The organism is Saccharothrix sp. BKS2 (assembly GCF_047689505.1).
Taxonomy (GTDB): domain Bacteria; phylum Actinomycetota; class Actinomycetes; order Mycobacteriales; family Pseudonocardiaceae; genus Actinosynnema; species Actinosynnema lopnurensis.
Map to the genome: position 1 here is coordinate 11011 of NZ_JAUQOL010000001.1, position 22660 is coordinate 33670.

The 22660-nt window shown below is 76.5% G+C and carries 13 protein-coding genes; all 13 read right to left on the bottom strand.

The window, feature by feature from the left end; genetic code table 11:
- Positions 1 to 385: 385 nt before the first annotated feature.
- The 13 genes from Q5530_RS00035 to Q5530_RS00095 all read right to left on the bottom strand — a co-directional run bounded on the left by Q5530_RS00035 (position 386) and on the right by Q5530_RS00095 (position 22628).
- Positions 386 to 1390, bottom strand: a complete 1005-nt coding sequence (locus tag Q5530_RS00035; protein ID WP_415359802.1) for a 3-deoxy-7-phosphoheptulonate synthase — start codon at positions 1388 to 1390, stop codon at positions 386 to 388.
- Positions 1383 to 2843, bottom strand: a complete 1461-nt coding sequence (locus Q5530_RS00040; RefSeq protein ID WP_415359803.1) for a DHA2 family efflux MFS transporter permease subunit — start codon at positions 2841 to 2843, stop codon at positions 1383 to 1385. The genes Q5530_RS00035 and Q5530_RS00040 overlap by 8 nt, the downstream gene beginning before the upstream one ends.
- A complete protein-coding gene (locus Q5530_RS00045; RefSeq protein WP_415359804.1) occupies positions 2840 to 13090 on the bottom strand; it encodes an amino acid adenylation domain-containing protein in 10251 nt (3416 codons plus the stop codon). The genes Q5530_RS00040 and Q5530_RS00045 overlap by 4 nt, the downstream gene beginning before the upstream one ends.
- Before the next feature lie 17 nt (positions 13091 to 13107).
- The gene (locus tag Q5530_RS00050; RefSeq protein WP_415359805.1) at positions 13108 to 13884 is read right to left on the bottom strand and encodes an ABC transporter ATP-binding protein; all 777 of its coding nucleotides are present in this window, start codon (positions 13882 to 13884) and stop codon (positions 13108 to 13110) included.
- Positions 13881 to 14903, bottom strand: coding sequence for a FecCD family ABC transporter permease (locus tag Q5530_RS00055; RefSeq protein ID WP_415359806.1), 1023 nt, complete (start codon positions 14901 to 14903; stop codon positions 13881 to 13883). Before Q5530_RS00055 ends, Q5530_RS00050 begins: the two co-directional genes overlap by 4 nt.
- A complete protein-coding gene (locus Q5530_RS00060; RefSeq protein ID WP_415359808.1) occupies positions 14900 to 15895 on the bottom strand; it encodes a FecCD family ABC transporter permease in 996 nt (331 codons plus the stop codon). The genes Q5530_RS00055 and Q5530_RS00060 overlap by 4 nt, the downstream gene beginning before the upstream one ends.
- Positions 15895 to 16899 carry an ABC transporter substrate-binding protein gene (locus tag Q5530_RS00065; protein WP_415359810.1) on the bottom strand — a complete coding sequence of 335 codons (1005 nt, stop codon included), beginning with the start codon at positions 16897 to 16899 and terminating at the stop codon, positions 15895 to 15897. The genes Q5530_RS00060 and Q5530_RS00065 overlap by 1 nt, the downstream gene beginning before the upstream one ends.
- A 46-nt stretch (positions 16900 to 16945) precedes the next feature.
- The gene (locus tag Q5530_RS00070) at positions 16946 to 17815 is read right to left on the bottom strand and encodes a siderophore-interacting protein (protein WP_415359812.1); all 870 of its coding nucleotides are present in this window, start codon (positions 17813 to 17815) and stop codon (positions 16946 to 16948) included.
- Positions 17812 to 18054, bottom strand: a complete 243-nt coding sequence (locus Q5530_RS00075) for a phosphopantetheine-binding protein (RefSeq protein WP_415359814.1) — start codon at positions 18052 to 18054, stop codon at positions 17812 to 17814. Before Q5530_RS00075 ends, Q5530_RS00070 begins: the two co-directional genes overlap by 4 nt.
- Complete coding sequence (locus Q5530_RS00080; RefSeq protein ID WP_380638919.1) at positions 18051 to 18725, bottom strand: isochorismatase family protein; 675 nt, start codon at positions 18723 to 18725, stop codon at positions 18051 to 18053. Before Q5530_RS00080 ends, Q5530_RS00075 begins: the two co-directional genes overlap by 4 nt.
- 3 nt (positions 18726 to 18728) lie before the next feature.
- Complete coding sequence (locus Q5530_RS00085; RefSeq protein WP_415359815.1) at positions 18729 to 20381, bottom strand: (2,3-dihydroxybenzoyl)adenylate synthase; 1653 nt, start codon at positions 20379 to 20381, stop codon at positions 18729 to 18731.
- 50 nt (positions 20382 to 20431) lie between these two features.
- Entirely contained in the window at positions 20432 to 21628 is a 1197-nt protein-coding gene (locus tag Q5530_RS00090; protein WP_415359817.1) for an isochorismate synthase, read from the bottom strand.
- 178 nt (positions 21629 to 21806) lie between these two features.
- Entirely contained in the window at positions 21807 to 22628 is an 822-nt protein-coding gene (locus tag Q5530_RS00095) for a 2,3-dihydro-2,3-dihydroxybenzoate dehydrogenase (RefSeq protein WP_415359819.1), read from the bottom strand.
- Positions 22629 to 22660: the final 32 nt, after the last annotated feature.

Sequence of the window (22660 nt, forward strand, 5' to 3'; positions counted from 1 at the left end):
CTCGGGGTGGATCGGTCGTCAGTTGTACGATTCGTTTATCGATCATGTTGACTACCCGCTCTGTTGCGCTTTGCGTCGTGTCGATCGCGAGTATTGGGCAGCCTCCGCGGTCAGGCCACATCCAACAGCGACGACGCCCTTGCCGAGAGCTGCGCCGTTTGCAGTCTGGGCATGGAAACGACCGGAGACGACCCCGCCGCCGTCATTCAGAGCATAATCCAAGCCGACTCGCAACGACGTCACCGGCCGGGTCGTGGCAAAGCGGAATTGGCCGTGATGACCAGCACCCCCGGCGGCGGCTGACAGGTAACACCGGTCCCATCCTTCGCGACAACCGCCCGGTGCACCCCGGAGCAGGGCCCACCGGTCGAACTCCTGCCGGTCCTCAGCCGCGCCGCCGCCGGGCGGCCCGCGCCAGGGTCTCCAGCAGCGGGACCGTGCGGTCCCAGCCCAGGCACGAGTCGGTCACGCTCAGGTCCGGCCGCAACCGCCCGACCGCCAGGTCCTGCCGCCCGTCGGACAGGTAGGACTCGACCATCACCCCCACCAGGGCCCGGTTGCCGCCCGCCACCTGCTCCGCCAGGTCCTCCACCACGGCCGGCTGGCGGTCGTGGTCCTTGCCGCTGTTGCCGTGCGAGGCGTCGACCACCACGCGGGGCGGCAGCCCGGCCGCCGTCAGCGACGTCAGCGCCGCGGCCACGTTCGCGGCGTCGTAGTTGGGCGTGGGACCGCCCCGCAGGACCAGGTGGGCGTCGGGGTTGCCGGTGCTGCGCAGGGTGGTCAGCCTGCCGTCCGCCGCGACCCCCGGGAACGCGTGGGACAGCCCGGCCGCGCGGACCGCGTCCACCGCGGTGCCGATGTGCCCGGACACGCAGTTCTTCATGCCCACCGGCATCGGCAGCCACGAGGCCAGGTGCCGGTGCGGCTGGGACGCCACCGTGCGCGCGCCCACCGCGCCCCAGCTGATCAGGTCCGCCACGTAGTGGGCCAGCACGGGGTCCACGAACTCGTAGGCCAGCGGCAGGCCGGTGGCCGCCGCCTCGGCGAGGAACGCGCGGCCGCGGCGGATGCCCGTCGCGATGTCGCCCTTGCCGTCGAGGGAGGGGTCCGGCAGCAGGCCCGTCCAGCCCGACACCGTGCGCGGCTTCTCCAGGTAGGCCCGCAGCACCACCACCAGGTCGTCGGCGTACCGCTCGGCCGCGCCCGCCAGCAGGGCCGCGTAGTCGAGCGCCGCGCCCGGGTCGTGGACCGAGCAGGGGCCGACGACCACGAGCAGCCGGGGGTCGCGGCGGGACAGGACGCCGGTGACGGTGTCGCGGTGCCCGGTCACCGCGTCGGCCACGCGGTGCGCGGCGAACTCGGCCGGCGTGGGCAGGGTGTCCTCAGGCATCTGCGGGGTCCTTCTCGCTCGGGTTCCGGGACGCGCTCGCGGTGGTGGGCTCGTTCGGGATCCGGGCTCGGCCCGGTGCTTCGGGGCGGGGCAGCCTGGTGGCGCCCAGCGCGGCGACGACGGCCAGCGCCAGCACCCACCAGAAGGTGTCGGCGAACGCGGCGGACGCGTCGGGGCCGCGGGTGTCCAGGCGGGCCTGGAGGACGACCGCGAGGGCCGCGGTGCCCAGGGACCCGCCCAGGGTGTTGAGGAGGTTCAGCGCGCTCGCCGCCCCGGGCAGGTGGGCCGGCTCGATGCGGCTGTAGACGATGTTCATCACCGGCGCGCCGATCATGGCCGCGCCCGCGCCGCGCACCAGCAGGGACAGCGCGACGGCGACGTCCGGCAGGTCGTGGTGCAACTGGGTGAACGGCGCGGTGCCGACGGCCACCAGCACGATGCCGGTCAGCACCAGGGTGCGGGGCGGGGCGGTGACGACGGCCCGGTTGATCGCGATGGCCGCGACCGCCGCGCCCACCCCCTGCGGGGCGAGCAGCAGGCCGGTCTCCCAGGCGGTCAGGCCGCCCGCGCCCTGGAGGTACAGCGGCAGCAGGAACATCGTGCCGAACACCGACGCGCCCAGCAGGACCAGCGCCAGGGCCGCGACGCCGAACGGCGGGCGGGCGAACAGGCGCGGGTCGACCAGCGGGGTCCGGGTGGTGCGCAGGCCGTGGACGACGAACCCGACCAGCATCGCCGCGCCCACCGCGATGGACCCCGCCGACACGACCGGCGGCGTGCCGCCCTCCAGGCCGGTGAGGCCGAAGACCAGCACGGCCAGGCCCGGCGACAGCAGCAGCGCGCCGCGCGCGTCGAACGGGGTGCGGGTCGCGGCCGGTGGCGCGGCGGGCACCGCGCGGAGGGCCAGCAGCACCGCGACCGCGCCGATCGGCACGTTCACCGCGAACAGCCACGGCCAGTCGGCCACGGCCAGGACCGAACCGCCGACCAGCGGACCCAGCACGGGCGACAGCAGCGGCACCACCGAGACCACGGCCAGCACGCGGCCGATCCGCTCGCGCCCGGCCGCCCGCGCCAGCAGCGCCTGCCCGGTCGGCGGCAGCAGCCCGCCCGCCAGGCCCTGGAGCACGCGGAACGCGACCAGGCTCGGCAGCGACCAGGCCAGCGCGCACAGCACCGAGGCGAGCACGAACACCACCACGGCGGCGAGCCAGGTCCGGCGGCCGCCGAACCGGTTCGCCAGCCAGCCCGACGCGGGCACGGCGGCGACCACCGCGAGCAGGTAGGCCGTGCTGACCCACTGGACGTCGGTGACCGCCGCGTCGAACCGCTCGGCCAGCACCTCGACGCCGACGGACACGATGGTGCTGTCCAGCGTCGCCATGAACGTGCCGAGCACCAGGACGAACGCGGTGCGCCACAGCGCCGCGTCCACCTTCGGGGCGGCGCTCACCGCCCACCCGCCGGCGCGACGAGGTCGAGCAGCGAGGCGGCGTCGTCGTCGAAGCGGTCCGGCAGCCCGCGCAGCACCGCCAGCAGGTCGTCGACCAGCGCCCGCGCCTCGTCCGGGCGGAACAGCCCGGCCTGGTGGCCGAGGACGCCGGTCCAGCCGCCGCCGGTCTCGGGCACGACGGTGAGGGTCACCGGGTGGTGCGTCCGCTCCCGGAAGCGCGTGCCGGTGACGGTCAGTCCGGGCGCGGGCTCGCGCAGCCGCGCCGGGTCCACCGGGTAGTTCTCGAACACCACCAGGCTGTCGAACAGCCGCCGGCGGCCGGTCAGCGCCTCCAGCTCGGCCAGGCCGACGTGGTGGTGCTCCACCATCGCCTGCTGCCGCGCCTGAAGGTCCGCCAGCGCTTGCGCCGCGGTGCCGGTGAGGCGGGCGCGCACCGGCACCGTGTTCGCCAGCAGCCCGATGATCTCCTCGATGCCGTCCACGTCGGCGGTGCGGCCGGAGACCATGACGCCGAAGCAGGCTTCCCGCCGCCCGGACCGGGCCGCGAGCACCGCCGCCCACGCGCCCTGGAGCAGGGTGTTCGGGGTCAGCCCGCGCGCCGCGGCGGCCCGGGTCAGCTCGGTCACCACCGGCTCGTCGACCTCGAACAGCACGGGGTCGGTCGCGCCGACGGCCTCGGGCCGGCCGGCCACGAGGTGGTCCCCCTCGGGCAGGTCCGCCAGCTCGGCGCGCCAGGCGCGCAGGTCGGCGGTGTGGTCGCGGGCGGCCAGCCAGCGCGGGTAGCGGGAGAACGGCACGGGCTCGGACAGCGCGGCAGTCTCGGACAGCGCGGCGGAGCCGGACGACGGTGCGGTCCCGCCCACCCGTGCGGTGTAGAGGGCGAACAGCCCGGTCAGGATGCGCGGCGCGGACCACCCGTCGGACAGCACGTGGTGGCTCGTCAGCACGAACTCGTGGCGGTCGGGGCCGCGCCGCAGCACGGTCAGGCGCACCAGGGGTCCGGTCGCCGGGTCGAACGGCTCGGCGAGGTCCGCGGCCAGCGCGCGGTCCACGTCGGCGTCGTCGGGCGCGTCGAGCACCCGGAACGCGGGCTCCGGGTCGACCGGCACCACCTGCACGTCGTGGCCCGGCGGGAACACCGCGCCCAGGTTCGGGTGCCGCCGCAGCAGGTCCGCGCCCGCCGCGCGCAGCGCCGCCACGTCCAGGGCGCCGGACAGCGAGAACGCGGCCTGCACGGTGTAGGGGTCCGCCGGGCCGTGCAGGCGCGACTGCTCGAGCACCAGCTCCTGCAACGGGGTCAGCGGCAGCACCTCGCCGGCGGGCACGTCGGCGGTGAGGTCGACGAGGGCGCGCCGGAAGCACTCGCCCAGGTCGCGGACCTCCTCCTCGGTGAACAGCGCGGCGGGCCAGGTGAAGCGGACGCCGAGCGCGTCGCCGTCGCCGGTGTCGCGGGCCAGGGCGTTGACCATCAGCGCGTGCGGCAGCGGCAGGTCGTCACCACCGCCCGAGCCCAGCGGGTCGGCGTCCGGCGGCGCCTGCCACGCCGTCTCCGCCGCCGGGGCGGCGGGGAACCGGCCCAGGTAGTTCCAGCTGATCTCGGGCGTGCGCCCGAGGTCGGCGCGGGAGCCGGCGAGGATGCCGTGGCCCAGCCCGTCGCCGGCGGCGCGCAGGTGGTCCCGGACGGACCGCAGCCGCGCGGCGGCACCGCCCTCGGGCAGCGTGATCCGGGCGGGGTGGACGGCGGTGAACCAGCCGACGGTCTGGGACAGGTCGACCGGTCCGGAGAAGTCCGGGGCGTGCGGCGGGCGGCCGTGGCCCTCCAGCGCGACCAGGAGGTCCGGCTCGCCGCCGCGCCAGTCGGCCACCGCCAGCGCGAGCGCGGTGAGCAGCACGGTGTCCGGGGTGGTGCGGTAGGCGGCGGGCAGGGTGGTGAGCGCGGCCCGCGTGGTCTCCGGGTCCAGCGCGACCTGGTGGTGCGCCGCGGTGGCGGCGGTGTCCCGGGCGGGGTCGAGCGGGGTGCGCGCCAGCGGCGCGGCGGGTGCTTCGGCCACCCGCCGCCAGTGCGGCAGCTCCGCCTCCCGGTGGGGCCCGGCCGCGCGCAGCGACCGCGCCCAGCCCAGGAAGGACTGCCCGTGCCGGGGCAGCGCCTCCCCCGTGGCGTGCACGTGCGCGATGTCGTCGAGCAGCACCCGCCAGGACACCGCGTCCACGACGAGGTGGTGGGCGACCAGCACGAGCCGGCCGAGCCGGGTCGGGCCGGCGTCGACCCAGACCGCGCGCAGCACCGGCCCGGTCCGCGGGTCCAGGCCCGCGCGGGCCTCGGACACGTGGGCGTCGACCAGCGCGCGCAGGTCGTCGGACTCCCCCGCGCGCACGGCGGTCAGCACGTCCGCGCCGGTCACCGCGCCCACCGCGGGGACGCGCAGCGCGTCCTCGACCAGGTGGGCGCGCAGCACGTCGTGGCGGGCCAGCACGGCGTCGAGCACCGCGCGCCAGGTCGCCGCGTCGCCGCCGGCGGGCACGCACACCTCGACCCACTGGCAGAACCCGTCGGCCGCGCCGCGCCGCAGCAGGTCCCGCATCACCGGGGTGAGCGGCGCGTCGCCCACGGCGGGCGCCTCGTCGGCCCGCGCCGGCCCGCCGCAGCGGGCCGCGATGCCGGCGACCGTGCCGCCCTCGAACACGTCGCGGGCGGTCAGGACGACCCCCTCGCGCCGGGCCCGGGAGACCACGCGCAGGGACACGATGCTGTCGCCGCCGACCTCCAGGAAGGAGTCGTCCAGGTTGACCTCGTCGGTGCCCAGCACCTCGCGGAACACGCGCAGCAGCACGGCTTCGGCGGGCGTGGCCGGTTCCCGCGCCGCGGTGGGCGCGACCTCGGGCGCGGGCAGGGCGGCCGGGTCGAGCTTGCCGCCGGGACCCAGCGGCAGGCGGTCGAGGACCACCAGCGCGCTCGGCACCATGTGGTCGGGCAGCGCCGCGGCCAGGTGCTCGCGCAGCCGCGCCCGGTCGACCTCCGCGCCGTCGGTGGGGATGACGTAGCCGACCAGCCTGTTCTCGCGCACGACCACCGCGCACGCCCGCACGTCGGGGTGCCGGGTGAGCACGGTCTCGACCTCCGGCAGCTCGATGCGGAACCCGCGCAGCTTGACCTGGTGGTCGGCGCGGCCCAGGAACACCAGCTGCCCGTCCGGCCGCCACCGCACCAGGTCGCCGGTGCGGTACATGCGCTCGCCGGGCGGGCCGAACGGGTCGGCCACGAACCGGTCGGCGGTCAGGCCCGGCCGGTTGAGGTAGCCGCGGGCCAGCTTCGGCCCGGCCAGGTACAGCTCGCCGGTCACGCCCGCGCCGACCGGCAGCAGGCCGGCGTCCAGCACGTAGGCCCGCACCTCCGGGTCGGGCCGGCCGATCGGCAGCGGTCCCGCGTCGTCGGGGTCGTAGTGCCAGGTCACCGAGTTGACGGTGACCTCGGTGGGGCCGTAGGCGTTGAACAGCGCCCGGCGGCCGGTGCCCCAGCGGCGGGCCAGCTCGGGGTCGAGGCGTTCCGCGCCGACGACGAAGAACACCTCCGGCGGCACGGTGCGGTCGTCGGGCACGGCGGCCAGGAACGACGGCAGCAGGTTCACCCCGGTCACCCGGTGCTCGGCGATGTAGTCCAGCAGCTCGTCGCCGGGCACCCGCACCTCCTCGGGCGCGATGACCGAGGCGCCGCCGGACAGCAGCGGCAGCATGAACTGCCAGAACGCCACGTCGAAGCTGGTCGAGGCGAAGTGCAGGTAGCGCTCGCGCCCGCCGATCCCGACGACGTCCTCCTGGAGGGAGACCAGGCTCGGCACGCCGCGGTGCGGCAGGGCGACGCCCTTGGGCCTGCCGGTGGTGCCGGAGGTGTAGATGACGTAGGCCAGCGAGTCCTCGGTGAGGTCGCGGCGCGCGTGCGCCGGGTCGGCGTCCCACCCCGCCGGACCGCCCCCCTCGGACGGGTCCACCCCAGACGGATCCACTACCGGCAGGTCCACCGGGACGTCACCGGTGGCGACCACGGCGGTCGGCGCGGCGTCGTCGAGCATGAAGGCCAGCCGGTCGCGCGGGTAGGTCGGGTCCATCGGCACGTACACCGCGCCCGCCTTGAGCACGCCGAACAGCGCCACCACCAGCTCCACGTCGCGGTCCAGCAGCACCGCGACCGGGTCCTGGGGCCGCACGCCCCGGTCCAGCAGGGCGTGGGCCAGCCGGTTCGCGCGCCGGTCCAGCTCGGCGTAGGTCAGCGAGCGGTCGCGGCAGACCACGGCCTCGGCGTCCGGGGTGCGGCGCACCCACGCGCCGAACTCGGCCAGCGCGCCGCCGCGCGGCCGGGTCGGCTCGGGACCCGCGCCCACGCGCAGCAGGTGGTCCTGCTCGTCGGCGTCGAGCGCCCGCAGCCGGGCCACCGGCCGGTCGGGGTGGGTGACGATCTCGCCCAGCAGGTTGCGCAGCCAGCGGCCGTAGGAGCGGACGGTCCCCTCGTCGAACAGGTGCGGCTGGTAGCCCAGGCCGAGGGTGATCTCGTCGCTGGGCAGCACGACGACGGTCAGCGGGTAGTGCGTGGCGTCGGTGATGTCCACCCCGGTCAGCTCCAGGCCCGGTGCGACGGGGAAGCGCCGCCGGTCGGAGAGCGGGAAGTTCTCCATCACCAGCATGGTGTCGAACAGCTCGCCCGCGCCCGCCGCCCGCTGGATGTCGGGCAGGCCCACGTGGTGGTGCTCGCCCAGCGCCACGGCCTCGGCGTGCACGCGGTCGAGCAGGTCGGCGGCGGTGTCGGCGGCGGTGTGCCGGACCCGGACCGGGATGGTGCCGCCGAGCTGGCCGATCATGCCCTCGACGCCGTCGACCTCGGCGGGCCGGCCGGAGACCGGGCAGCCGAAGACCACGTCGCGGCGCCCGGTCAGCCGGCCCAGCAGCACGCCCCAGGCGGCGTTCAGCACGGTGGTCGGCGTGGTGCCCCGCTCGCGGGCGAACGCGCGCAGCCGCTCGCTGAGGTCCGGGCCGAGCCCGACCAGCACCCGCTCCGGGCGGGCGGCGGCGGACGCCGTGCCCGCCGGGGCCAGGTGGGTGCCCTCGACGCCGGCCAGCGCCTCGCGCCACGCGTCCAGCGCCGCCTCGCGGTCGCGGTCGGCGAGCCACCGGAAGAACTCGGCCGGCGAGGGCGCGACGGGCGCGGCCGGGCCGCCGCCCAGCTCGGCGTAGGTGGCCAGCAGGGTGCGGCCGACGACGGGCATGGACCAGCCGTCGAGCAGCGCGTGGTGGATGGTGATGGCGAGGCGGTGCTCGTCCGGGGCCGGCGCGTCCGGGGCCGGCGAGCACAGCAGGAACCGGATCAGCGGCGGCCGGTCGGTGGGGAACGGGCGCTCCAGCTCGGCGCGGCACTCGGCCGCCGCGCCCTCCTCCGACGCCGCCGCCACGTGCCGCCAGTCCAGGCGCACGTCGGCGGGCACGACCTGGACCACGTCGCCGGCCGCCGTGGTGTGCAGGTGGACGCGCAGCGCGGGGTGGCGGCGCAGCAGCTCGGCGGCGGCGGCGCGCATCCGGTCGGCGTCCAGCGCGCCGCGCAGCAGGGTCACCGCCTGCACCACGTAGACGTCGGCCTCGCCCTCGGCCCGCACCAGGGACTGGAACGACAGGCCCACCTGGAGCGGGGTCGCCGGGAGCACGTCGGCGACGCGGCCGGTGCGCTCCAGGGCGTCGATCGCGTCCTGGTCGAGGTCCACCAGGGGCAGGTCGGACGGGGTCAGGCCGCCGCCGTCGGGTCCGATGCGGTCGGCGTGCGCGGCCAGCTCGGCCAGCGCCCAGCCCCAGGCGCGCTGGAGGTCCGCCACGGCGTCGGGCGGCAGCACGGCGCGGGCGGCGGTCCACTCGACGGCCAGGCGCGGCTCGCCGTCCTCGCGCACGAAGCAGTTCAGCGCGAGCACCTGCTCCAGGGCCTTGGCGGGCGGCTCCACGACCGCGAACGCCTCGCCCTCCGGCAGCCGCCACCCCTCGCCGGGCTCCGCGGTGAACCGGCCCAGGTAGTTCAGCAGCACGTCCGGCGGCGGGGTGGCCGACAGCTCCGCGCGGGTCACCGGGTCGAGGTGGCGCAGCACGCCGTAGCCCAGGCCCTGGTCGGGGGTCGCGCGCTTGGCCTCCTTGGCGGCGCGCAGCAGGCGGTCGACGTCGCCGCCGTCGAGCGCGGCGGCGGGCACGCGCACCGGGTACTCGGCGGTGAACCAGCCGACCGTGCGGGACAGGTCCGCGCCCGGGTGCTCGCGGCCGTGGCCCTCCACGCCGACCGCGACGTCGCCGCGCACGCCGTGCCGCCGCAGGGCCAGGGCGAGACCGGCCAGCAGCACCTCGTCCACGCTCGCGCGGTAGGCGGCGGGCAGGGTGGTGAGCAGCGCGGCGGTCACCTCCGGCGGGGCGACGGTGGTGGTGCGGTCGGCGGTGGCGACCGTGTCGACCGCCTGGTCCAGCGGCCGGTGCCCGAGGCGGGCGGTGTCGAGCGCGCGCCGCCAGTGCTCCAGCTCGCCGCGCCGGGTCCCGCGCTCGGCCTGCTCGGCGAGCAGCAGCGCGTGCCGCCGCCAGGACGTGCCCACCGGGGCGAGCTCGGCGCCGGCGCAGGCGGCGTGCAGGTCGGGCAGCAGGACGCGCCACGACACGCCGTCGACCACCAGGTGGTGCAGCACCACGACCAGCCGGTCAGGCTCGCCGGCGGGGGTGCGCACCAGCGCCACCCGCGTCAGCTCGCCCGCCCGCGGGTCCAACGACGCGGCCAGCCGGTCGGCCACCGCGGCGACGTCGCCGGTCAGCTCGCGCACGTCCGGGGTCACCGAGCCGCGCGGGCGCACGACCAGCCCGCCGTCGGCGGTGACCAGCAGCCGCAGGGCGTCGTGGAGGTCGACGACCCGGCGCATGCCGCGCGCCAGGTCGTCGACGGACAGGGGGCTCACGTGCGGCGCGGTCCACTGCGCGTACCCGGCGATCGCGACCGGGTCGGGGTGCGGGTCGAGCAGGGCGCGCACGATGGGCGGCGCGGGCACGGGCCCGGTGGGCTCGTCCACGACGGTCTCGGCGGCGCCGGTCGTCCGCGCCGCCGCGGCCAGGGACGCCAGGCTGCGCCGGGCGAGCAGGTCGCGCGGGCGCAGCTCCAGGCCGTGCGCGCGCAGCCGGCTGCTGACGCTGATCGCGGTGATGCTGTCGCCGCCCAGGGCGAAGAAGTCGTCGTCCACGCCGACCCGCTCCGCGCCGGTCACCTCCGCGACGACCGCGCACAGCGCGCGTTCCCGCTCGGTGCCCGGGGCGCGCCCGCCGCCCGCGGCGCGGGGCTCGGGCAGGGCGGCGCGGTCGAGCTTGCCGTTGACCGTGACCGGCAGCTCCTCCAGCACCACCACGGCCGAGGGCACGAGGTGGTCGGGCACCCGGTCCGCGAGGGCCGTGCGCACGGCCTCGGGCGTGACCGCGGTCCCGGCGGCGGGCACGACGTAGCCGATCAGCCGCGCCGCGCCGGTCCCGGTGCGGACGGCGGCGGCCGCCGCGCTCACGCCGGGCAGCGCGCCCAGCGCGGCCTCGACCTCGCCGACCTCGACGCGGTGGCCGCGGACCTTGACCTGGCCGTCGCGCCGGCCCAGGTACTCCAGGCCGCGGGAGGTCCAGCGGGCCAGGTCGCCGGTGCGGTACATGCGGTCGCCGGGCGCGCCGAACGGGTCGGCCACGAACCGGTCGGCGGTCAGGCCGGGGCGGTCGAGGTAGCCGCGGGCCAGCCGGGGCCCGGCCAGGTACAGCTCGCCGCGCACACCCGGCGGCACCGGCCGCAGCGCGTTGTCCAGCACGTAGGCCCTGGTGCCGGGCAGCGGGAAGCCGATGGTGGGCTCCGCGCCCTCGACGCGCGCGCTGGTGCCGTCCACGGCGGCCTCGGTGGGGCCGTACATGTTGCGGGCGGCGACCCCGGAGGCGGCCACGCGCCGCCACAGGCCGGGCGGGGTGGCCTCGCCGCCGAGCACGAGCAGCACCGGTCGGTGGTCGCCGTGCAGCAGGCCGGCGTCGACCAGCGGCGCGGCCATCGAGGGGGTGGTGTCCACGACGTCGACGCGGTCGCGGGCGTAGGCGGCCAGCAGGGCGTCGGCGTCGCGGGCCAGGTCGGCGTCGTAGACGTGCAGCTCGTGCCCGCACAGCAACCACAGCAGCTGGTCGAGCGCGGAGTCGAAGGCGAACGAGTAGGTGTGCGCGACGCGCAGCCGCCGGCCCGCGGCCCGCGCGGCCTCCGCCACGGTGGTGGAGCGGTGGTGGTGCGCCAGCGCCGCCAGGCCGCCGACGCGGCCCAGCACGCCCTTGGGCCGCCCGGTCGAGCCGGAGGTGTGGATGACGTAGGCGAGGTGGTCGGGGTGGCGCTCCACGTCGGACAGCGGTTCCCCGCTCAGCGAGGCCAGTTCCGCCCGCACGTCCGGCGAGTCGAGCCGCAGCGTCCTCTGTGGACTGATGTCGGCCGTGCCCCCGACGGCCAGCACGAGCACCGCGCCCGCGTCGGCCACCAGCTCCCGCAACCGCTCGGCCGGGTGCTCGACGTCCAGCGGCTGGAACGCGGCCCCCGCGTCGAGCACCGCCAGCAGCGCCACCACCAGGTCGGCGGAGCGGGGCAGCGCGAGCGCCACCACGTCGTCGGCCCCGATGCCGCGCGCCCGCAGCAGCCGGGCCAGCCGGTGCACCCGGTCGACCAGCTCGGCCGAGGTCAGCCGGTCCGCGCCGGACACCAGCGCGGTCGCGGCCGGGTCGAGGTCGGCCAGCAGGTCGGGCACGTCGCGCGGCGCGCCGGGCAGCGCGGCGGGCGACCACTCGGCCAGCAGCCGGGCCCGGTCCTCGTCGCCGACCAGGTCGATCCGGCCGACCGCCGGGGCGGAGGGGTCGGTCAGCCCGGCCAGCAGGCGGCGCAGCGCGGTCAGCTTGCCCTCGACGGCGGCCCGGTCGTGGGTGCGGGCGTCGACCTCGAAGCCCAGCAGCAGGCCGCCGTCGTGCGTCGGCAGCACGCTCAGGCCCATGTCCTCGGGCGGGCCGCCGGCGACGTTGCGCATGACCCCGGTCGCGCCCGCGAAGTCGATGGCCAGGTCGAACGCCTTGAGGTTGATCCCCCGGCCGTGCAGCAGCGCGCCCGCGCCGGGCACGGCCAGGTCGCGCGGCAGGTCCTCGCCCCGGTAGCGCTGGTGGGCGCGCATCTCGCGCATCACGCCCGCCACCCGCCCGCCCAGCTCGCCCAGCCGGTCGTCGCCGCGCACCTCCACCCGCAGCGGCAGCACGTTGACGGCCATCGCGGGGGTGCGCAGCGCGACGCCCGTGCGGCACATCAGGGGCAGCGCGAACACCACGTCCGCGCGGCCCAGCACGCGGTGCAGGAACGCGGCGTAGCAGGCGATCAGCGCCTCGCCCCAGGTGATGCCCTCCCGCTCGGCGGCGGCGCGCAGCCGGGCGAACTCCTCGGCGTCGACGACGGCGCGGGCGGTCAGCGTGCCGCCGGCCGCGTCCCCGTCCGGCAGGGGCGCGGCGGTGTCGTCCAGCTCGGGCAGCGGGGTGAACCGGTCCACCCAGTAGCGCCGGTCGCGCTCGGCCCGCTCGCCGCCCCGGTAGTCCAGGTCGGCCGCGACCAGGTCGGCGAACCGGCCGAAGGTCGACGGCGGCGGCGCCTCGCCCGCGACCAGCGCGGTGTAGCGGGCGGCGGTGCGGCGGGCGAGCATGGCCGCGGTGTAGCCGTCGAACACCAGGTGGTGGCCCAGCTGCGTGTACCAGACCTCGCGGTCGGACAGGCGGATCACGGTGAAGGAGAACAGGTCCCGGTCCACCATGCCCCGGCACGCCTCGGCCACGCGCTCCCGCTCGGCGGCCACGAACGCGTGCGCGGCGGCCCCGGGGTCGGCCTCCCCGCTCAGGTCCACCAGGGACGGCAGCGGCACCGGGTCGTCGGACACGACCTGCCGCGGCCCGTCCGGGGTGTCGAACACGCGCAGGCGCAGGCTCTCCGCCTCCGCCGCGGTGGCGCGGATCGCCTCGGCGAGCAGCCCGGTGTCGACCGGCCCGGGTCCGCGCACCTCGACGACGTCGCCGACCACGTAGTAGCGCGAGTCGGGCTCCAGCCGCTGGGCGTGCCAGATGCCCAGCTGCGCGCCGGTCAGGTCGAGGACCGCGGCGGTTGCCGGAGCGGGGTGGACCGCAGCGGGGTGGGCCGAAGCGGGGTGGGCGGGTGCGGTGGTCAACGGGGCTCCTGGGGTGCTCAGAGCGCGGGCACGACCATGGGCGTGCCGGTCACGGGGTCGGGGACGACGACGCTGGGCAGGTCGAAGACCTCTTTCAGCAGCGCGGCGTCCACCACGTCGGCCGGGGCGCCCTCGGCGACGACCCGGCCCTCCTTCATGGCGACCAGGTGGTCGGCGTAGCGGCACGCCTGGTTGATGTCGTGCAGCACGGCGATGACGGTGCGGCCCTCGTCGCGCAGCCGGGCCAGCAGGGTCAGCAGCTGGTACTGGTGGGTGATGTCGAGGAACGAGGTCGGCTCATCCAGCAGCAGGTGCGGCGTCTCCTGGGCGAGCACCATCGCCACCCAGACGCGCTGCCGCTGCCCGCCGGACAGCTCCTGCACGGGCCGGTCGGCCAGGTCCTCGACGCCCGCGAGCACCATCGCCTCGGCCACCGCGGCCTGGTCGTGCTCCGACCAGGCGGACAGCAGCGACTGGTGCGGGAACCGGCCGCGGGCGACGAGCTGCCGCACCCGGATGTCCTCGGGCGCCACCGGGTCCTGCGGCAGGAAGCCCAGGGCGCGGGCCAGCGCCTTGGTCGGGTACGCGCCCACCTCGCGGTCGTCCAGGCGCACCTCTCCCCCGGCCGGGCGCAGCAGCCGCACCAGCGCGCGCAGCAGGGTGGACTTGCCGCAGGCGTTGGGCCCGACGATGGCGGTGAAGGCGCCGTCGGGGATGTCGAGGCTCAGCCGCGTCGACACCACCCGGTCGCCGTAGCGCAGGGTCAGGTCCCTCGCGGTCAGGCGAGCGGTCACGTCCGCCGCACCTCCTTGGTGAGCAGCCAGATGAGATAGCAGCCGCCGATGGCGGTGCTGACCACGCCGACGGGCAGCGGGACGGGGGCGAGCAGCGCCTGCGCGACCAGGTCGGCGCCCTGGAGCAGCACGGCGCCGGTCAGCGCGGCGGGCAGCAGCGGGATGCCGGGCGAGCGGGCCAGCCGGCGGCCGATCTGCGGCGCGGCGAGCGCGATGAACGCGATCGGGCCGGCCACCGCGGTCACGGTGGCCGTGCAGCCGACGCCGATCAGCACCAGCTGGAGGCGCAGCCGCTCCAGGCCCACGCCGGTGGTCACCGCCACGGCGTCGCCCAGCGACGCCTGGTGCACCGCCTGCGAGCGCAGGACCAGCAGCACCAGCAGCACGGCGAGCACCGCGAACGGGATGCGCAGGTCGGCCCAGTCCACGCCGTTGAGGGAGCCCGCGCTCCACCCCACCGCGGCGATGGCCACCTCCAGCTCGGCGCGCAGCACGATCCACGAGTTGACCGCGGTCAGCGTGGCGTTGACCGCGATGCCGATCACCACCAGCCGCAGCCCGGACAGCCCGCCGCCCAGCGACAGCAGGTAGACCGCGGCCGCGGCGACCACGCCGCCCACCGCCGAGCCCAGCGCCAGCTGCGCGGACGTGCCGGACAGGACCGTGATCGCGATCAGCGCGCCGGTGTACGCGCCGGCGTCGAGGCCGATCACGTCCGGGCTGCCCATGGGGTTGCGGGTCAGGTTCTGGAAGATCGCGCCGGCCAGGCCCAGCGCCGCGCCGAACACCAGGCCCGCCAGGACCCGGGGCAGCCGCCACTCGCGGATCACCACGTTCGACCCGCCGCGCGCGCCGCCGAGCGCGTCGAACACCTTGGCCGGGCTCGCCCAGGTCGCGCCGTAGCACAGCCCGAGCAGGCCGAGGCCCGCGATGACCAGCACCAGGACGGCCGACAGCAGCAGCGTCCGGCGCTCCGCCCTGGCCGAGAACCTCCCCCGGCGCAGGACCACGGTGCTCACAGCGCCGCCGCCCCGTACCGCCGGACCGCCCAGACCAGCACCGGGCCGCCGAGGAACGCGGTCACGATCGCCACCGGCACCTCGCCGGTGGGCAGCAGGACGCGGGACCCGATGTCGGACACCAGCAGCAGCACCGGCCCGAGCACCACCGCGTACGCGGTCAGCCACGGCACCGACGCGCCCGCCATGCGCCGCGCCAGGTGGGGCACCATCAGGCCCACGAACAGGATCGGCCCGGCCACCGCCGTCGCCGCCCCGGCCAGCACGGTGATCAGCACCAGCGTCGCCAGCCGCACCCTGGCCACGTTCGCGCCCAGGGCGTGCGCGGTGGTCTCGCCCAGCGCGACGGCGTCGAGCTGCCTGCTCAGCAGCAGCGCGCCGAGCACCGCGAGGGCGATCACCAGCAGCGGCCACCCGGTCGGGGCCTGCTCCCGGCCGGCCAGCGAGCCGACCGACCAGAAGCGGTACTCGTCGAACACGTCCGGCAGCAGCAGGCGCATCCCGAGGGACACGCCCGTCAGCACCGAGCTGAGCGCCACGCCGGTGAGCACCAGGCGCAGCGGCGAGCTGCGGCCCACCGAGTAGACCAGCAGCGCCGCCAGCACCGCGCCGAGCACGGCCAGCGACAGCTCGCCCGCCGCCGTGGCGGTGGCGCCCAGCGCCGAGCCGACGGTGATGGCGAAGGCCGCGCCCGCGGTCACGCCGAGCACGCCCGGCTCGGCCAGCGGGTTGCGGGACAGCACCTGCACCAGCACGCCGGACACGGCCAGCGCGGCGCCCGCGCCGACGGCCAGGACGGCGCGGGGCACCCTGATGTCGCGGACCACGAGGTGGTCGCTGGACCCGTTGGGCTCCAGCAGCGCCCGGACGACCTCGGCCGGGGCGATGGCGTGCGCGCCGACGCCGATGCTGAGCACCGCCACCCCGACCAGCAGGACCAGGGCGGCGACCAGCAGCACGACCCGCGCGCCCGACCGCCGGCGCGTCCCCATCACTTCCGCAGCAGCGGCGCGAACGCCTCGTCGGCGGCTTCCAGCGTCTTGACGGCCGACCCGTAGGTGGCCGCCTCGGTGTAGCGCAGCGGGAAGGTCTTGCCCGCCTTCACCGCGGGCAGCTCCTTCCACAGCGGCGAGTCCATGACGTACTGGACCGGCGGGGGGACCGAGCCGTCGGCGGACACGGAGTAGGTGATCGCGTCGGCCTCGGCGAACGCGGCGGGCATCTCCTCGATCGAGGAGTACTCGCTGACGTCCTTGGAGCCGCCGCCCTTGACCTTCACCTGGCCGTAGTAGCTCGCGCCCATGTCCTCGACCACGTTGGTGCCCCAGGAGCCGTTGAACTCGCGCTGGAAGTTGCCCTTGGCGACCTCGCCGTACGCGCCGACGTGGGCCAGCTTCAGCTGCGGCAGCACGGAGGCGTACTTGTCGGCCAGCTCCTTCGCCTTGGCGTCGTACTCACCGCGCAGGGCGTCGAACCCGGCCAGCGCGCCGGCCGCGTCGGACTGCTTCTTCGACAGGTCGCGCCACATCGACGGCACCGACGGGCCGATGGCCACGACGGGGGCGATGGCCTCCAGCCGGGCCAGGTCGATGTCGGCCAGCACGGGCTTGGGCACGCCGATGACGATCAGGTCGGGGTCGGCCTGGGCGATGGCCTCGTAGTTGGTCTCCGCGGCCGACTCGCCCGCGACCTTGGTCAGCTCCTCGTACTTCTTGAGGTCCTCCTCGGACATCAGCGGGATGCCGCGCTTCCAGGTGGAGATCCCGACGAGCGGCGCGTCCGCCTCCAGCAGGGCGGGCACCGCGTACCCGGTGGCCACCACCCGCTCGGGCGAGACCGGGATGGTGATGTCGCCGTTGTCGGCGGTGAACACCCGGGTCTCGGACCCCGTCTGGGCCGCGGGCGCGTCACCCCCGTCGTCGGAACCGCAGCCGGTGGCCACGGCGAGGGCGACCGCGAGGGCGGCGACGAGGCGGGGGGATCTGGCGATGGACATGGTCGTTCCTCGGGATTCGGTGTTCTTCGTCGGGGATCGGGGGACTTCAGTGGTCGTGGTCGTCGTCGAAGTCGACGACGCCGCGCTTCCAGTAGCCGGTGATGTCGTGGTCGGCCTTGGCCAGGCCCAGCTCGTCGCGGACCCAGCGGCGCAGGGGCTTGATCGCGCCCGCCTCGCCCGCGGCCCACGCGTAGAGGCTCTCGCCCTCGGGGACGCGCACCGCGCGCACGGCGTCGGCCAGCAGGCCGGTGGAGCCGGCCGGCGCGTCGCCGCGGTGCAGCCAGCGCACCTCGACGTCCTCGGGCGCGGACAGCTCGATCTCCTCGTCCGCGCCGGCGACCTCGATGAACGCCCAGCCGGCCGCGGTGCGCGGCAGCTCCTCCAGCCACCGGGCGAGGGCGGGCAGGGCGGTGATGTCGCCGGCGAGCAGGTAGCGGTCGTAGCGGTGCGGGACGATCAGGCCGCCGGGCGGGCCGGCGACGTGCACGACGGCGCCCGGTTGGACCGCGCGGGCCCAGTCGGCGCCCAGCCCGCCGTCGTGCAGGGCGACGTCGAGGTCAAGCTCGCCGGTCGCCGGGTCGTAGCGGCGCACGGTGTACTCGCGCGAGGTGGGCGAGGGCTTGGGCCAGCGCAGCATGAGCCCGTCCGGCTCGGGCAGGCGCAGCGTGCCGTCCGGTTCGGGGAACAGCAGCTTCACGTGCTCGTCGGGCGAGTGCGCCTCGAAGCCCGCGGTGCCGGGCCCGCCCAGGGTCACCCGCAGCAGGGCGGACCCGACCAGCGCGGTGCGCACCACCTCGACCTCGCGGACGCGGATCGGGTAGCCCACCTTCTCCGGCACCCGGCCCGCGCGGACCTCGGCGATCCGCTCCAGGTGGCGGCCCCGGTGGTCCACCCGGCCCTGGCCCGGCCGGCTCACGCCCCGGCCCCGGCGACCAGCTCGGTCCAGCGCGCCAGGCGCGGGTCCTCGGCCAGGTCCGCGAACTCCAGCCCGGTCGCGCCCGCCGCGCGCCAGCGCTCGACCAGGCTCATGATCCGCATGGAGTCCAGGCCGAGGTCGAGCAGGTCCGCGTCGGCGTCCAGCTCGGCGGGCTCGACGCCGAGCAGGTCGGCGACGTCGGCGCGGACCAGTTCGGCGGACGGGGTGGTGGTGCTCATCGTGCCGCTCCAGCGGGGATCGGGGTGGACGCCGACAGCGCGGCGAGCGCGTCGGCGGTGGTGGTGACGACGCCGCAGCGCTGGGCGACGTACTCGCACGCCTGGTCGTGCCGCTCGCGGGAGAAGTCCGCGACGGCGTCGCACACCAGGAACGGCCGGACGTCGCGCATGAACGCCTCCACGGCCGTCGCCTGGCAGCCGATGTGGGCGTAGACGCCGGTGATCAGCAGCTGGTCGCGCCCGAGCGCGGCCAGCTCCTCGGCGAACTCGCTGCGCTGGAAGGCGCTGTAGCGCCACTTGGTCAGCACGGTGTCGCCCGGCCGCGGCGCCAGGTCGGCCACGATGTCGGCGGCGGACGGGTCGGCGTCGATGACCCCGCCGATGCCCGGACCCCAGAACTCGGTGAGCAGGCCCCGGTCGGCGGCCTCCTGCCGGCCCGGCTGCGCGGTGTAGAACACCGGCACGCCGAGCTCGCGCGCCGCCGCGATCAGCGCGGCCGTGTTCGCCGTCATCTCGGGGATCGGCGCGCCCTGGTAGGGCGCCAGGAAGTAGCGCTGCGCGTCGTGCACCAGCAGCGCGGCGCGCGCCGCCTCGGGGCGCCAGTCCACCCGACCGGGCGGCAGCTCCGCCGCGGTGGGCATCGGGTAGGGCCGGATCTCCGGCAGGGACACGGTTCACCCCTCCTTGGCCAGGGCGGCGAGCGCCACCCTCAGCTCGCGCTTGCTGGTCTTGCCGACGCCGGTCACCGGGAACGCCTCGACCACCTGGACCAGGTCGGGCACCTTGAACGCGGCCACGCCGCGCTCCCGGACGAAGCGGCGCAGCTCGGGGCCGGTGGGCGCGGCGCCCGCGACCGGCACCACGTAGGCGCAGGTGCGCTCCCCCAGGTACTCGTCGGGCACCGCGACCACGGCGGCGTCGAGGACGCCCGGGTGGGCCATCAGGTGGTTCTCCACCTCTTCGGCGGCCACCTTCTCGCCGCCCCGGTTGATCTGCTCCTTGGCGCGGCCCACCACCTCCAGGTGCCCGGTCGGCGTGCGCCGCACCAGGTCGCCGGTCCGGTAGAAGCCGTCCGCGGTGAACGCGGTCGCGTTGTGCCCGGCGGCCCGGTAGTAGCCGCGGATCGTGTAGGGGCCGCGGGTCAGCAGGGCGCCGACCTCGCCCGCGGGCACCTCGTCGGTCGAGGCCGCCGCGGGGTTGTCGGGGTCGACCACGCGGATCTCGTCGTCCAGCGAGATCGGCCGGCCCTGGGTGGTCAGCACGAGTTCGTCGGGGTCGTCGAGCCGGGTGTAGCAGACCAGGCCCTCGGCCATGCCGAACACCTGCTGCAACCGGCAGCCCAGCGCGGGCCCGATCCGCTCGGCCAGCTCGCGACCGCACTTGGCGCCGCCGACGAGCAGGACCTCCAGGGAGGACAGGTCGCGGGAGGTGCGCGCGGCGGCCTGCACCCAGGCGGCGGCCAGCGGCGGCACCACACCGGTGATCGTCACGCCCTCGGCCTCGATGAGCCGGAAGGCGGTGTCCGCGTCCGGGCGGGGCGCGAGCACCGTGGTGGCGCCCGCGTGCAGAGCGCCGAGCACGCCCGGCGAGCTGAGCGGGTAGTTGTGCGCGACCGGCAGCGCGGCCAGGTAGACGCTGTCCGGGCGCAGCGCGCAGATGCGGGCGCTCTCCCGGACGCTGTAGAGGTAGTCGTCGTGGGTGCGCGGGATCAGCTTCGGCAGCCCGGTGCTGCCGCCGGAGAGCTGGAGGAACGCCACGCCCGCCGGGTCGGGGTCGGGCAGCTCGCGCGGCGCGGTGGCCGCCAGGTCGTCGAACTCCGCGGAGCCGACCACCAGCACGTGCCGCACCGAGCGCACCCCGGCGGCCACGGCGCGCGCGGTGGCCGCGTGGTCGTGCCGCTCGTGCTCGCCGACGGTGAGCACCGCGACCGCGTCGCTCTGCTCGGCGAAGTGCCGCAGCTCGCTGTCGCGGTGCGCGGGCAGCGCGAACACCGGCCAGGCGCCCACGCGCCACAGGCCGAACACCGCGGGGAGGAACTCGGGCACGTTCGGCAGCTGCACCACGACCCGGTCGCCGGCGCGGACGCCCAGCTCCAGCAGGCCGGCGGCGATCCGGTGGGCCCGCTCGTCCAGCTCGGTGAACGTCCAGCGCGCCGTCGCGCCGGCCCGCTCGCCCACCACCGCGGTGCGGTCGGTGTGGGCCTCGGCCAGGGAGGTGAGGAGCGCGCCGAAGGTCTGCCCGCGCCAGTGCCCGGAGGCGCGGTAGCGGGCCGCGACCGCCGGCGGCCAGGGGGTGTGGTCGGGTCCGGCGTCCGAGGCGGGGTTCACGGCGGGTCCCGCGCCCGCGCTTACGCCGTGCCCTGCATCCGAACCGCCGCTCACGCCGTGCCCTCCAGCCCGAGCGCGCGCAGCAGCGTGCGGAACTTCGCGCTGGTCTCGGCCAGCTCCGCGGCGGGGTCCGAACCCGCGACGACCCCGGCGCCCGCGAACAACCGCACCATCCGGTCGCACACCTCCGCGCTGCGGATGGTGACCACCCACTCGCCGTCGCCCTGGAGGTCGGACCAGCCGACCAGACCGGAGTAGTAGCCGCGGTCCTCGGGCTCCAGCTCGGCGATCGCGGCGCGCGCCCGGTCCACCGGCACCCCGCACACGGCGGGCGTCGGGTGCAGCGCCTCGGCCAGCGCCAGCGCGGAGGACCCCGGATCGGTCGGGTCCGCGAGCCGACCGGTGATCCGGGTGGACAGGTGCCACATGGTCGGCGTGCCGATCACCGAGGGCTCGGCGGGCGCGTCCAGGTCGACGCAGAACCGGCCCAGCACCTCGGCCACCTGCGCCGAGACGTGCGCGTGCTCGGCGCGGTCCTTGGCGGAGGCGAGGAGGGCGGCGACGCGCCTGCGGTTCTCGGCCTCGTCCGCGACGCGCGGCAGCGAACCGGCCAGGGGGTTGGCCACCACCTCGGTGCCGCGCCGGGACACCAGCAGCTCCGGGCTCGCCCCGACGAGGGTGCGCGGCGCGGGGTCGCCCGGCGCGCTGACGTCCACGGCGAAGGCGTGCGCGGCCGGGTTGAGGCGCACCAGGCGGGACAGCAGCGCGGGCACCGGAACGGGCTGGTCCGCGGTGACCTCCAGGCAGCGGGCCAGCACGACCTTGTCCAGCTCGCCTGCCCCGATCAGCTCCAGCGCGCGGCGCACGCCGTCGGCGTAGACCTCCGGCTCGGGCCGCGGCGTGATCGACCACTTGGCGGAGGCGGGGGCCCCGGCCGGGCCGCTGCCGTCGGGCGCGCCCGCACGGCGCACCACCGCGGGCACCACGAGGCTGGCCTCGGCGTCGGGCCGGAACCCGATCGCGCCGACCGCCACCGGGTCCTCCACACCGTGCACCGCCGCCGCGTCGAGGGCCTCGGACACCGCGGCGGCCCGGGACCCGTGCCCGGACCGGACGGGCGCGTGGACGCCGTCGGCCAGCAGGGAGCCGGTCGCCGAGGAGTAGAAGAAGGACCCCGGCAGGTAGGCGGCCAGCAGGTCGGCCGCCCGGTGCACGGGTCGAGGTCGGACCATTGCGGGTGTGGACACGTCGGGTGGTCCCTTTCGGAGATCGTTGGGGCGGCGGCGTTTCGCCAGCCTCACCAAACTTAGGAGAGCCTAGCCTAATCCGGCAGCGCGCAGAACCCTTCGGCGACGATCAAGCCCGGTGATCGGGCTCGGCGATGGAACTCGACACCTGAGCACGACGACCGGGCCCGGCGCCCGGTCAGGCGACGAGGGTCGCGCCGCCGTCCACGTACAGGTTCTGCATCGTGATGTGCCGCGCGCGGTCGGAGACCAGGAACAGCACGGCTTCCGCGATGTCGGCCGGGTCCGCGATGCGCCCCAGGGGGATGCCGACCCGGAACTGCTCCGGGTCGCCCGCGAGCACGCCCCGGGGACCCTCCTCGTCCGTCCACAACAGACGTTGCATCCGGGTGTCGGTCGAGCCGGGCGACACCACGTTGCACCGGATGCCGCTGCCCGCCAGCTCCAGGCCCAGGCACCGGGTGAGCATCGTGATCGCCGCCTTGGACGCCGCGTAGGCGGCCATCCCCACCCGCGGCACCCCGACCGAGTTCGACCCCACGGTCACCAGCGCGCCGCCGCCGCGCGGCACCATCCGCCGCGAGACCTCCCGCAGCACGGTGAACGCGCCGGTGGCGTTGACCGCGAACGTGGCCGCCCAGTCCTCGTCGGTGGTGTCGCACACCGACCTGTGCCGCAGCACGCCCGCGACCGACACCCCGATGCCGATCGGACCGACCCGCTCCTCGACCTCCGCCACCGCCCGGACCACCGCACCGGGGTCGCCCACGTCCACCACCAGGGGCACGACCCGCTCGGGGTGGCGCGCGGCCACCAGCGCGAGGGCCTCGGCGTCGACGTCCAGCGCCGCGACCGTCGCACCCGCCCCGACCAGCGCGTCCACCACGGCCTCGCCGATGCCCCGGGCGGCCCCGGTCACCAGCGCCACCCGGCCCCCGACGCCCGCTTCCCCGTTCCCCGACGCGGTCACCGGCACTCCTCTCCCCGACGAGCAGGTCATTAGGTTGGCCTAACCTAACTTCTCGGCCCGGC